Source organism: Bernardetia sp. ABR2-2B (assembly GCF_037126435.1).
Lineage (GTDB): Bacteria > Bacteroidota > Bacteroidia > Cytophagales > Bernardetiaceae > Bernardetia.
Genome location: NZ_CP147020.1, coordinates 273066 through 286301, shown reverse-complemented (window position 1 = coordinate 286301; position 13236 = coordinate 273066). Strand labels below are relative to the sequence as shown.

Sequence of the window (13236 nt, the reverse complement as noted above, 5' to 3'; positions counted from 1 at the left end):
GTGAAAAATATCAGACCCTAAGGGTTTCTGAAAACCCTTAGGGTCTAGGAATTGTAAAGACAATAAGTAACAAATATACTTTCAGACTTACAAATTGTGGTTTATTGAAGTAGAAATTAACTTTTTTTGTGCAACTTTACCGATTATCGAATTAATTTAAAACAAATTTTATTAAAAAATGAAAATCTCATTCTTAGCAATTTTACTATTTTTAATATCTACAAATTTTGCATTTAGTCAAGATTATCCAGTTCGTAATGATTCATCACTTATCAAAAAGCATCGTATTCGTTCTATTTCTACTATTTTTAATAGTATTTCAGAAGCAGAGAGATATGATTCTATGGAAGTAGGGAAAGTTGAATTTGATAAAAATGGAAATATTTTGAGAGAAAAATACTTTCGCTTGTTTGATGTAATGCTTTATTCACAAGAATATACTTATAAATATGATAAAAAAGGTAGATTGATTGAAGAAATTGAAAATTATAAAGACCAGCCACAAAATAAAGAAGATTCTGCCAAGTTGAATTTTTTGGGCTACACAGACAGAACAAGTAAACTTACCTATAAATACGACAAAGAAAATAGATTAATTGAAACTTTAGAATTTCTTAAAAAAGAAGACAAAGAACCTAGTTTATCTACCAAATTTGAATATAATGATAAGGGAAATAAAATAAAAGCTATTTTCAAACACCTTAATGCTCCTCAACAGACGAGTTTGAATAATCGTATTGAAAACTATAAATATGATGAAAATAATAATCTGATAGAAACAAAAATGACATGGACAACTACTGAAACGGCTTCTACCACTACTTATCTCTATGATTCTTTAGGAAATATGATTTCTGAATCTACTCTTCATTATAATGGACGTGAAAATAAGCGTTTATTTTTTTATGAAAATGGAAAGTTAAAAAGACGAGAAACTCATAACTTGGGAAATGAAGATTATAATACAAAGAAAGAGTACGAATATTCAGAAGATGGCTGCTTGATACAATGTAAAAGTACATATGGCAAAAATGGAGAGAGACAGTCTATTATAACTTTTGACTGCAACAAAAAAGGAATATTAAGTTCAGAGTATTGGTACAAAGACAGTAGTACTAAACAAAAAGCCTTTTCTTTTGAAACGACTTACACTTATTTTGAGTAAATTAAATACTTAAACTCAACTGTTTTTTTTAATTTTCGGTACTGCTCTTAATTAAAAGTAGGGCAAACCGAAAATTAAAAAGAATATACTAACATTTTATCTCCTCTTATAATTCTTGTATTGAGTTTGATGACGATTCTGATGATGATGATTTCTATTTTTACTTTGTTTAGATACTTTTTGGCTTTTTGTTAAGTTTACTGGATTGCTTAACTTTTCTAGCGAAACAGATACATTTTGAGCTTTTGGTTTATAGCGAATCAACTCTTTTTTGGGTTCTATTTTTTTAGGTTCTTCGAAAATAATATCTGTATAAAGCATCAATTTTCTTTTCAACAAACGAATTCTATCAATAGGAAAATTAGTTAGTTTAACCTGTGAATGATTTGAAACTCCTTTTTTTGTTTTAGCTAATCGTATCAAAAAAGTAGTTATTCGTTCTTTTTTTGAGAAAATCAAAGGAATAGTGATTTCTTTATTATTTTGTATATTTTTTTTCAGAATTAAATTAACACAACGACTAGATTGATATTGAATTTCTATCCCACTAATTCGTACTAGTTCTATAAAAACACCTTGTTGAATCTGCTCAAAATAAAAAAACAAACTATGATTGAAAATACCAAAGGTAACTAAAGTTTCTATTTTGGATGCTTTATCTTCTAAATTTTCTAATGAAGTGATAGTCTCATTCTCACTTTCTACACTTCTCGTTATAGTTTTGAAAAATGAATAAATGCTAATACATGAATAAATAAGTAATATTACAGTTGTAATGAATAATATTTTAGCCCAAAAACCTTCAAAAACGAAAGAAGGAAAAATACTTACTCCAAAACCCAAAATTAGACTTAAAGGAAATATATAGGAATTACTTCTTTCTTCTTTTGGCAATTCTTGTTTCTTTGTGGCAACATATCTTATTTGAGGTTTTGGCTTCTCTATTGGCTTTTCTAGAGCTTTTTTCAAGTTAGGATTTAATAAAATCTCTATTTTTTTTTCTCTTGGGCTAAAATCAGAAAGCATTTTCCAGCACTCCTCAAAAGAAATAGAAAAATTGACTAGTGTGATAAAATGAGGAACTATCCTAGAAACATTCAATAACAAAGGCTTAGAAATAGGAACAGAATTAAGCGTTTTTGTCTGTCCACAATGTTTTCTATCCATATATTCCCAAGAATCTTTCAGAAAAGCAGACTTACAAATCCCACAAAAAACTACCTCGTCACCAGCTTGAATCAAATCTCCTGTAATGGCATCTTTGCGCTTTTCCTCTAAAAAAGAGTGATGTAAGTCGTTGTCTATTTTGTGTATGTTCATTTTTTTTTGATAAAAATATTTTCTCTTTATAATGTCTTTCTATAAAAGGGAAAATCTATTAATTTGATATTTCCTGTTTTAGAAAACTCTTTTTGTAATTTTATCAATTCTGATAAAAATAAATTCACGTCTTCTATATTCAAAAAGACTAATGGAATAGTTATCTCAACATCTTTTTGTTTGTGTTTTATTAGTGTAATGTACCAATACGTATCTGCTTGATAATTAATTCTAATTTGGTCAATTCGTTTAAATTTTAGAAAAATAGCTTGTTGTGCTTCTTCAAAATAAAAAAATAGTTTATTATCAAATATTCCAAAAGTAACAGCATCATGATTATCTGAAGAATGCATACTTTTTGATGGAAACTTATATATTTTCTTATCACTTACTTGTTTTTGTGCTTCTTTTTTTTCCTTATTTTTTTCCAATGAATTATATTTCAGGGATTTATATATAATGAAATAAATTACTGTTGTTATGGATAAAAACATAGAAGAACCTCCTACCCAGCCTAATTCAAAGAGATATTTCAACTTACCCACTAACATTAGCCCAATAAAAAGTAATGCTACTGAAGTAAAAATAAAAGCACTAACCATATGCTCATCTACTACTTCAATAGGCTTGTAATTTTCTCTCATTTTATCTCCTATACGTTTACTTTCTATTCTTTTATGTTGGTCTAATAATTCATTGTATTTTACCGTTCCTTTCTTAAAGTCTTCTTTCAAATAAATAACTGTCTTTTTATCACTTGGCTTGAAAGTAGAAAGAAATTCTTTGCATTGCTTGAAGGAAATATCTGAATTTATAAGTGTAATAAATTTAGGAACTATTTTAAAAACACTAAGTGATAAAGGCTGAGCAACAGGAACAGAATTAAGTGTTTTGGTCTGTCCACAATGTTTTCTATCCATATACTCCCAAGAATCTTTCAGAAAAGCAGATTTACAAATTCCACAAAAAACAACCTCATCACCAGCTTGAATTAAATCCCCAGTAATGCCATCTTTGCGTTCTTCTTCTAAAAAAGAGTTGTGTAAATGGCTATCGATTTTGTGAATGTTCATTTTCTATAAAAATAATATCTGGGTGAACTTTTATACTGTTTTGTAAAATCTTTTTTTGATTTACAGGAAAATTAGTAACTATTATTTTTGAAGGTTTTGAAATTTCTTTATTATATGAAGCTAATTTCATTAAAAAATTTGTTATTCGTGAATTTTTTGTAAATACCAAAGGTATTTCTATTTCTTGACTAGCTATTTCATAACTTTTCAAAATCAAAAGTATGTAGCAATGTGCTTTATACTTAATTTCTACTTTAGATACTTTTGATAATTCTACAAAAATTGCGTGTTGTAAATCTTCAAAATAAAGAAATATATTATAATTAAAAATCCCAAAAGTAATTGAATGTTTGAACCTAAACCTACTTTCTAGATTTCCAAAAGAAATTCTCTTCGGAATTTTATTTTTCTTCTTCCTTTTTCCAAGTTTCATTTTTTTATATAGACCTCCAAGTTTTATCTTTTTAAATAAATCTCCAATATACTGAATCAAAAGAGCTATAATAAAAAAGCCTGTGATTAAAGCAATAAGAATAGGAGGCATTTTAAACACATCATGACCTTTAGGAATCAAATAAATGACACCAATTGAAATAAAAAATATAACTAGAAGTGTAATACAAAAAATAAGTAAACTTTTATCATCATCATTATTTGAAGCAATTTTATCTTCTTCTATTTTCCTCTCTTGTTCAATTTTCTTTTTGGTTCTTTTTTTTACTTTTAGTATCGCTTTTTCCACTAATCTAGTATATTCTTTTATATCTTTCTTTGACACAAAACCCAATTCAATATTTACTTTTTTGTCTTTTGCATGAAAAGTAGAAAGTAGTTTCAAACTTTTTTCAAAAGAAGTATAAGAGTTGGTAAGTGTAATAAAATGGGGTTTTATGAACGAAACATTCAATAACAAAGGTTTAGAAATAGGAACAGAATGAAGCGTTTTTGTCTGTCCACAATGTTTTCTATCCATATATTCCCAAGAATCTTTCAGAAAAGCAGATTTACAAATTCCACAAAAAACAACCTCATCGTTTGCTTGAATTAAATCCCCTGTAATGGCATCTTTGCGTTCTTCTTCTAAAAAAGAGTTGTGTAAATGGCTATCGATTTTGTGAATGTTCATTGTTTTTACTCTGTAATTCTACTTATTTACCAATTTGTAACATAAAATTAGTACAATTCTTGAAACTATTTTACTTACTAAAGACGTTGTATTTATAGTTTTGTTCGGCTAAATTGTATCTAAACTTATTTTTCTAAACAAAAAAGCTAAATAAAACTGTTTTTCACAAAATAATAATTACTCAATTCACTAAAACACAATTCATTATGAAAACCTCTACTCCAGACAAAACTATTTATATCATTAGGCATGGACAAACCGAATACAATCGATTAGGATTAGTTCAGGGTTGTGGCATTGATTCTGACTTGAATGATATAGGAAGACAACAAGCAGAACTATTTTTTCAAAAATATGGAGAAATAGAATTTGATAAAGTATATACATCAATGCTTAAAAGAACACATCAAAGTGTCAAAAACTTCTTAGATTTAGATATAGAATGGGAAAAACTTGTCGGACTCAATGAAGTTAGTTGGGGAGATAAAGAAGGAAGAGAAGTTACAAAAGAAGAAAATGATGCTTATTTCGAAATGATAGAAGGTTGGCGTAATGGAGAGCTTGATTTGAAATGTATAAACGGAGAAAGTCCTCTTGAAGTAGCCGAAAGACAAAGAGAAGCCTTAGAAGTAATTCTTTCTCGTCCACAGGAAAAACAAATTTTGGTATGTATGCATGGAAGAGCAATGCGTATTTTGCTATGTCAGTTGATGCGACAACCTCTTTCTAACATGGACGATTTCGATCATTCAAATCTAGGTTTGTATATTTTGCATTATCATTATGACACACATAGTTTTGAATTGCAGGTAGCTAACGACAAAAATCATTTGGAAGAAATGAACGTTTCAAAATAAATCATTTTATTTTTCTGTAAAAATAGCTCTAAAAAGGCTGTTTTTATAGAAAGGATTTAATTTTGAAAAAAAATAAAACTTTTTTAGAGAAAAATTTGTCTATCTCAAAAGAAGATACTACCTTTGTATCACCAAAGAAAAACAAGCCTTCTTAGCTCAGCTGGTAGAGCAATTGATTTGTAATCAATAGGTCAACGGTTCGATCCCGTTAGAAGGCTCATAAAACAAAAACCTTTCAATAGAAATTGAAAGGTTTTTTTGTGTCTTTATCTTTTTATAAGTTATAAGTCATCAAAAAACCCTTAATCTCTTGAAGAGACTAAGGGTTTAAATACCGAAACCTTTTTATAATTTTCTAATATCTTCTAAGCAAATCACTAATTCCTTTCAAAAGGTCATTTATTTCTACGCCTATTCCGTCCAAGACAATAACAATATAAGAAAAAACATCCATTACTAAAGGCATAAGTAATGATTTTTCTCTAATTTCATTTTCTTGAAAAAGACCTATATCAATACAAAGAACCATTATAAGTCCAATTACAAAGCAGTATTTTACAAGACTAAAAATAGAACCAATAAATGAATCTGCCGAGCCAAAAAGTGTAAAACGTAAAAACTTCCTACCCAAATTCCCTAGAAATTCCATCAAGAGAGCCAACAGAATTGTAATAATGAGAAAAGTTAGGAATGGGGTTGTTGTTTTGGAAAACTTTCCTATTACATCTCTTTCGCCAATAGAACTAAAACCTAAGTACGTTCCTGTCATTACCCAATAGATAATAAAAATAAGTAGAAATAAAGACAAAAGTTCTACAATAATTCCTTTTATATAGCCTTGATATGCTCCAAAACCGAGTAACAGGAGCAGAATAACATCTCCTATTTTGAAGGAATAATCCCAAAATGATTTTTCTGCAACACCGATTTCTAAGAGAAGATTTAACATAGATAATTAATTATTCTGTAATGAATGCTTTGATTTCTGTTTTGATACAATAAAAAAATGATGAAGCTCTAAAAGCTAAAATGTCAGCTAAAACACCAAGCAAAATTCAAAATAAAGGTCAAAAAATGCTTATGTAAGCGATATACTTGTAAATCTATTGAAAGATAATCAATTTTACAATAAAAAGTCTATCAAAATTTCACGAAAAGCAGCTTCAAATTATAGCTTTGTCATTCTTTTGTATTCTGTTTAGTATAGTAACGCTATTTCTTCAAAACAAGTTATAGAAAAAACAAACCAACTCAAGTCATTTTTTCTATATTTTTTCCGTTCTTTATATTTGTACTATAAAAAGTTTTTTGCATCTTTATTAAAGATGTTATATTTTTCACTCTATAATATTTTTTTAATAAATTACGCTTCCTACTTCTCACTCCTTTAAAATGCATGTATTATGGCAACAATTATCGAAAAAACAAATCTTTTAGAAAGAATAAAACAAGATTTGAAACAAACTAATGTAGATATTAGCAACCTCAAAAGTAGCATTGAAAATGATACTAAAAAAGATAATCTAAAAGCATTTGAAGATATTATGCCACCTACTGACGATGTAAATGTCAGAGTAGCACAGATGTACCGTGTCTTGTCTTTTTATGGAAATAATGGAAATGAAAAGCCTATTTGGAATGAGTTAAGAAACTGTTTTACTCCTTCTGCTATAATGACAAATAACACGTTTGGTGAGCCTATTCGTCTTTCTGTCGATAGATTTATTAGCTTGTTTCGTTCACAGATTCAACAAAATGATTTTCCTCCTTTTTATGTTCGTGAGCTTAATTATAAGGTAGAACAGTTTGGAAATATTGCACAACGTTTTGGTGGTTTTGAAATTTGCTATTATGATTCAACTATCGAAAATAAAAAAGGAATGGCAAGTATAGAATTGCTTTTTATAAAAGGAGATTGGAAAATCAGTTCTATGATTTGGCAAGAAGAAACTGAAAACTTTAAATTACCTAATCGTTTTGTTTTATAAAAACCAAAGAACCTCATCACAGTTATTTTTATATGTCAGTCTTCCAGACTTGACCATTAAGTTTTAGAGTTTACAATTGCCGTATTTTGCAAAAGTCCTATATTTATTTTACCACAAAATAAATATAGGACTTTATAAGGAATAGAAATTAAATAAATTTACACTTTCAATTATATAATTAACTAGTAGTCAGAAGTTTAATTTGTAATTATTCCCAAAATACATATTACTAGACATTTTACTTTTGACCTCCCCCCCAGCCCCTCCGAAGGAGGGGAGAAAAGCCTATTCAAAGTCCCTCCTTCGGAGGGATTTAGGGAGGTCGCATTTTTTTGTCTAGTAGTATGCCCAAAATATACAACAATCATAAAAAAGTAGCCAAAAATATAGATGTTTAAACCGTCGTTGAGATGTTACCATCAAACGAGGTTTTTATTAAATCCTCAACGAGGACATAGTCTCATTAAACCTAATTTCTTAAAAATCAAGGAACTAAAAATTAGCAAAAAACGCTTAAATAGTGTATTTTTGTAGAATTATTCTAAATTAGAAAGAATCTGAAACCATAGAAACAGAAATCATATTTTTTCGCAGAAAAAAAGAAGAAATTAACTGATAACTGTTTACTGATAACTGATAACTGTTTATGTATGATGTAATAATAGTGGGTGCAGGACACGCAGGTTGTGAAGCAGCCCACACAGCAGCCACATTAGGCTCAAAAGTTTTGTTAGTAACAATGAATATGCAAACGATTGCTCAAATGAGTTGTAACCCTGCTATGGGAGGTGTTGCAAAGGGGCAAATCGTCAGAGAAATAGATGCGCTAGGAGGAATGTCTGGAATTATTACAGACAAAACAATGATACAATTCAGAATGCTCAACCGTTCGAAAGGTGCTGCCATGTGGAGTCCACGTTGTCAGAGCGATAGAATGCGTTTTGCAGAAGAATGGCGTACAGCTTTAGAAGAAAATAAAAATATTGACCTTTGGCAAGAAATGGTCGAAGGTTTGGTTGTGCGTGATGGTCGTGTATGTGGAGTAAGAACACAATTAGGAATTGAGTTTGAAGGAAAAACAGTAATTTTGACAAACGGAACGTTCCTCAACGGACTTATTCATATTGGAGAAAAACAATTTGGAGGAGGACGTGCAGGAGAAAGAGCAGCTACTGGAATCACTGGGCAACTTGTAGAACTTGGTTTTGAATCAGGTAGAATGAAAACAGGAACGCCTCCACGAGTAGATGGTAGAACTATTAATTATGAAGCCATCGAAGAGCAAAAAGGAGATGAGAATCCGTCAAAATTTTCATTTTCAGACGAAACACAATCTTTGCAAAAACAACGTAGTTGTTATATCACTTATACAAATCCAAAAGTACACGAGATTCTACAAACAGGTTTTGAAAAATCGCCTATGTTTGCAGGACGTATTCAAGGATTGGGTCCGAGATATTGTCCTTCCATTGAGGATAAAATTGTTCGTTTTGCAGAGCGTGAACGTCATCAAATTTTTGTAGAACCAGAAGGTTGGGATACCGTAGAAGTGTATGTAAATGGTTTTTCGACTTCGCTTCCGTACGAAGTACAGCAAAAAGCACTAAATCAAATTGTAGGTTTTGAGAAAGCAAAGATGTTCCGTCCAGGGTATGCGATTGAATATGACTTTTTCCAACCGACACAATTAAAGGAGACATTAGAAACAAAGCGCATTGAAAATCTGTATTTTGCAGGTCAAATCAATGGCACAACAGGTTATGAAGAAGCTGCTTGTCAAGGACTTATGGCGGGAATAAACGCCCACCAAAAAGCACACGAAAAAGAAGCCTTTACGCTTTCTCGTTCTGATGCCTATATCGGTGTTTTGATTGATGATTTGATTCATAAAGGCACAGATGAACCTTACAGAATGTTTACCTCAAGAGCCGAATATCGTATTTTGCTCCGTCAAGATAATGCTGATGTTCGTCTTACGCAGAAAGGTTTTGATTTGGGATTAGCTTCTGAAACTCGTCTTCAAAAAATGAAACAAAAAGAAGAAGAGGTAAAAGAAGTAATTAAAACTTTATCTAAAAGAAGTCTTGAGTTAGAGAATGCAAACCCTGTTTTGAAAGAACTAGGAACTTCTGAATTGAAGCAAAAAGTAAAATCTATTGATGTTTTGAAGCGTCCACAGGTTCAGCTTACTGATTTAGGCAAGATGGATAGTGAAATCGCTACTCTGTTGGAAAAATATACAGATACTGATTCAACAAACAGAAACAAAGAGGAAATTTTGGAACAAGCTGAAATTCAAGTAAAATATTCTGAATATGTGGAGAAAGAACAAAAGCTAGTTGAGAAAATGCACCGTTTGGAAGGTTTGCATTTGTTTGATGGTCTTGATTATCATTCTATGCCTTCGCTTTCGATGGAAGCTCGTAAAAAACTAACTCAAATTCAGCCTCGTACATTAGGACAAGCATCACGAATTAGTGGAATTAGTCCTTCTGATATTTCGGTGTTGATGGTTTATTTGAATAGATAAATGTATGTTTGTCGTCGGTGGGGACACCGACAACGACTAAGAAGTTAGATTTATGAAGTTAGAATTAAATACAAACTACTTTTTTTACGAAATACCGTAACTGATTAGCGAGTGATTTATATGATTCTTATGATGAATACAGGATAAATACAAATTACTTTTTTTGATAGAAAAAGCCTATTAAATGTCATAATCTGATAGGCTTTTCTCTTTTAAAGTTGTAGAATAAGTAAAACACCATCAAAATGATTATCAACCCAAAAGTTCCTTTATTTTTTTAGCTGTTCGGATAGAAACTCCTTCTGTCTGAATTTGGTTTTTGAGGGCAATATATTCTTCTTTCATAGAAAGATATTTCTGACTTTTTGTATCTAAAAGTAATTCTAATTCTTCGAAAATATTCTCTTTTGAAGCATCGTATTGTAAAAGTTCTTTTACAATTTCTTTATTTGCAATAAGATTCACAAGCGAGACCCATTTTACTTTAATGACTAATTTTGCAATCTGATAGGTAATTGCATTTACTTTATAAATTACCACTTGAGGAACTTCAAAAAGAGCCGTTTCTAAAGTTGCTGTTCCAGAAGCAACAATGGCAGCATCTGCATGAGACAGTAAATCATAAGTTTGTTCAAAAATCACATCAATTCCATTTGCTTTTGCATCATCATACAAACTTTCATCTAAGCTAGAAACACCAGCCAAAATAAATTTATAATTTGCAGCATGTAACTCTGATTCTGCTTTTTGCTTAAATTTATTTACAACTTCTATCATCACAGGCAAAAGTGATTTTACTTCCTGCTTTCTACTTCCTGCCAAAAGAGCAATTATTTTCTGATTAGAATTTTCTTTGTTTAATTCGCTAACTACAACTTTGACTTTCAAATTATTTTCTAATAAAAAATTATTGTTTGGTTTATAATTTTCTATTGCATCAAAAAGAGGATTTCCGACGTATGTTATTCTATCAAAATCAAATTTCTTATAAAAATCAATTTCGAACGGTAGAATAGAAAACATATAATCGATGTTTCTTTTAATTTGTTTGGCTCTTGATTGATTCCACGCCCAAAGTTTTGGAGAAATGTAATAAAATAATTTCGGTGTTTTGAGAATTGAGTTTTTGTCATAATAATTTCTCAAATACTTTGCAATTCGTAGATTAAACCCTGGATAATCTACAAAGATGACAGCATCTGGTCGAAATTTTATAATATCTTTTTTACAAAGAGAAAGTAATTTTCTGATTGTTCCTAAATTTTGAACAACTTCAAAAAAGCCCATAAAAGCTGTTTCTCGGTAATGTTTGGTAAGTGTTACACCATTATTTTCCATCAAATCGCCTCCAAAACCTTTAAAAGTAGCTGTTGGATATTCTTTTTTCAAAGCATTTACTAAATTGGAAGCATGTAAATCGCCCGATTTTTCACCAGCAATAATATAGAAGCGCATTTTCTTGATTTTCTTATTCTGTATCCCTTTTTAAAAATGTAAAATTAGACAAAAAAACAATATTACTAGACATTATTCAAATAAATAGGTTAGTTCCAAAGAGCAGACTGCTTATATAGAAACTGAAAATAAGCAAAATTATAAATAGTTTGCTCTACGAGGCTGACTTATACTGTAATTGTAGCAGTTGTGTATTTCTTTAAAGAAAATTTTGTGACAACTTGTAAAGCTTTATAAAAAAAAAGGAATTTATTTTTACTTACCAAAATGATAGTTTATGACTAAATTATAATTCGTAAGATTGTTTTTATTAAAAACGTACTCTTTATTTTTTTGTGGTTTTGCACTCTCTTTTCTAACAACCAAACATTGTATTTCTAATCCTTCAAAGTAACCCTCAAATTTATATCTCAAATCAACATTAAATTGATAGTAAGAAGGAAGTTGATATTTATTCAATTTATAATTGCTAACATCAGCCAAATCATAATAACCATAACCAAGAGTAAGCGAAAGTTTGTGTTCCAGCCAAAAAGAATGGTATTGTGTACTGATGGCATGTATATCGCCCTGTCCTTCATTGCGTTCACGAGGCATAAAAGTAAAAAATGGTTCTCTTCCCCATTCTCTAGGTAACAAAAAACGACCATCTTTAGTAATTCGTGTATAGTTTAGTGTAAACCAATGTTTGTAATTTGCCACTCCTAAACGAAAACTAAAAGCTTGTGCTTGTTTTTGAGATTCATAATAAGCAAGTTCAGAGTTTGGGTTTCCTCCATTGTTCAATCTTTTTTGATAGTGATATTGCGCCCCAAATAAAGGAGAAAAAGTTGTACTATCCAAATCAATATATTCTGCACTAAAAAGCGAAGTATTAAAAATATTTTCAACATACTGATTATGCAAATGAAATTTTATCTTTTGGAAGTTGAGTAAAATATCTGATAAAAATATTCCTTTTGTTTTTTGATGTTCAAAATAATTGGCTTCCAAGCCGTCTGTACGGATTCCTTCTGAATAAATACCTAATGAATTTCCAACGGAAGAAAAATCAACCGTGCTACGAGGCGAAACTGCCCAAATCCATGCTCCTTCAAATTGTAATTTTTTGATAGGATTCAATTGTAAATGTAAACCTTCTTGTATGGCTGGACGCATACGCCCATCTTGAGGATTTATATAAGGAGTTTGAATACTAAAACGTCCTATTCTTGCAGCAAAATGTTTAGTATTATAGGCTAAGTATAACTCTTCTAATCGGTCTAAATCGTGATGATTTTTTGGGTCTTCGATATCAAACAAATCAAGTTCGTATCTACTATCCTCTAAATGATTGGAGAGTAAATTAAATTTAAAAAAGCCACCCACTCCCATGTGTAAGCCGTGCCAGTTTTTACTTTTATAATGCAACCCCATTCCAAAACCATTAGCATAAAAATCTTCTAATCCTTTTTGGTTGTCAGTAAACATCAAAAAATTACGCATTTTTGCACTAAAAAAGCCTTTACGAAGTGCATCAGCTAATGTTTTCTCTTCTAAAGAGTCTTCAAAGCAATGGATAGTTGGCGATAGTTCTTTAAAAGAAAAATGAGGATCTGGTGCTTGTTTTCTTTTTGGAGTATGATGATTTTTTTCTTCTTTAGCGTGTTCTTGTCCGTAAAGAGTCGCAGAAGAAAACAAAAAAGTATATAAAATAAGTGTGTAAAAAATGGATTTCATTCT

At 30.2% G+C, this 13236-nt stretch carries 10 protein-coding genes and 1 tRNA gene; 5 read left to right on the top strand and 6 right to left on the bottom strand.

Annotated features, from left to right (window positions below):
* The first annotated feature begins 178 nt into the window (after positions 1-178).
* Positions 179-1165, top strand: a complete 987-nt coding sequence (locus WAF17_RS01195) for a hypothetical protein (RefSeq protein ID WP_338765220.1) — start codon at positions 179-181, stop codon at positions 1163-1165.
* A gap of 96 nt (positions 1166-1261) precedes the next feature.
* Here the strand turns inward: WAF17_RS01195 and WAF17_RS01190 are convergent, their stop codons facing one another.
* From WAF17_RS01190 to WAF17_RS01180, 3 genes are read right to left on the bottom strand one after another with little or no spacing between them, the layout of a single operon-like run.
* Positions 1262-2485, bottom strand: a complete 1224-nt coding sequence (locus WAF17_RS01190; RefSeq protein WP_338765217.1) for a hypothetical protein — start codon at positions 2483-2485, stop codon at positions 1262-1264.
* A 26-nt stretch (positions 2486-2511) separates the two neighbouring features.
* The gene (locus WAF17_RS01185; protein WP_338765214.1) at positions 2512-3558 is read right to left on the bottom strand and encodes a hypothetical protein; all 1047 of its coding nucleotides are present in this window, start codon (positions 3556-3558) and stop codon (positions 2512-2514) included.
* The gene (locus WAF17_RS01180; RefSeq protein WP_338765211.1) at positions 3536-4684 is read right to left on the bottom strand and encodes a hypothetical protein; all 1149 of its coding nucleotides are present in this window, start codon (positions 4682-4684) and stop codon (positions 3536-3538) included. Before WAF17_RS01180 ends, WAF17_RS01185 begins: the two co-directional genes overlap by 23 nt.
* Before the next feature lie 206 nt (positions 4685-4890).
* On the opposite strand from WAF17_RS01180, the gene WAF17_RS01175 reads away from it, so the two are divergent.
* Both WAF17_RS01175 and WAF17_RS01170 read left to right on the top strand, forming a co-directional pair.
* Positions 4891-5541 (top strand): histidine phosphatase family protein, encoded by a 651-nt coding sequence (locus tag WAF17_RS01175; protein ID WP_338765208.1) that lies wholly within the window; start codon positions 4891-4893, stop codon positions 5539-5541.
* 145 nt (positions 5542-5686) lie between these two features.
* Positions 5687-5759, top strand: a tRNA-Thr gene (locus WAF17_RS01170).
* A gap of 137 nt (positions 5760-5896) precedes the next feature.
* On the opposite strand, the gene WAF17_RS01165 is transcribed toward WAF17_RS01170, so the two are convergent.
* Positions 5897-6490: a CvpA family protein gene (locus WAF17_RS01165; protein ID WP_338765206.1), complete on the bottom strand. Its 594-nt coding sequence runs from the start codon at positions 6488-6490 to the stop codon at positions 5897-5899.
* A gap of 454 nt (positions 6491-6944) precedes the next feature.
* Here WAF17_RS01165 and WAF17_RS01160 point away from each other — a divergent pair, with 454 nt between their 5' ends.
* Together WAF17_RS01160 and mnmG are read left to right on the top strand one after the other, a co-directional pair.
* Entirely contained in the window at positions 6945-7529 is a 585-nt protein-coding gene (locus WAF17_RS01160; RefSeq protein ID WP_338765203.1) for a hypothetical protein, read from the top strand.
* 646 nt (positions 7530-8175) lie between these two features.
* Positions 8176-10059: a tRNA uridine-5-carboxymethylaminomethyl(34) synthesis enzyme MnmG gene (gene mnmG / locus WAF17_RS01155; RefSeq protein WP_338765200.1), complete on the top strand. Its 1884-nt coding sequence runs from the start codon at positions 8176-8178 to the stop codon at positions 10057-10059.
* Positions 10060-10311: 252 nt separating this feature from the next.
* Here mnmG and lpxB read toward each other — a convergent pair whose 3' ends face one another.
* Entirely contained in the window at positions 10312-11514 is a 1203-nt protein-coding gene (lpxB, locus tag WAF17_RS01150) for a lipid-A-disaccharide synthase (RefSeq protein ID WP_338765197.1), read from the bottom strand.
* A 255-nt stretch (positions 11515-11769) separates the two neighbouring features.
* Positions 11770-13233, bottom strand: a complete 1464-nt coding sequence (locus WAF17_RS01145; RefSeq protein ID WP_338765194.1) for an OprD family outer membrane porin — start codon at positions 13231-13233, stop codon at positions 11770-11772.
* Positions 13234-13236: the final 3 nt, after the last annotated feature.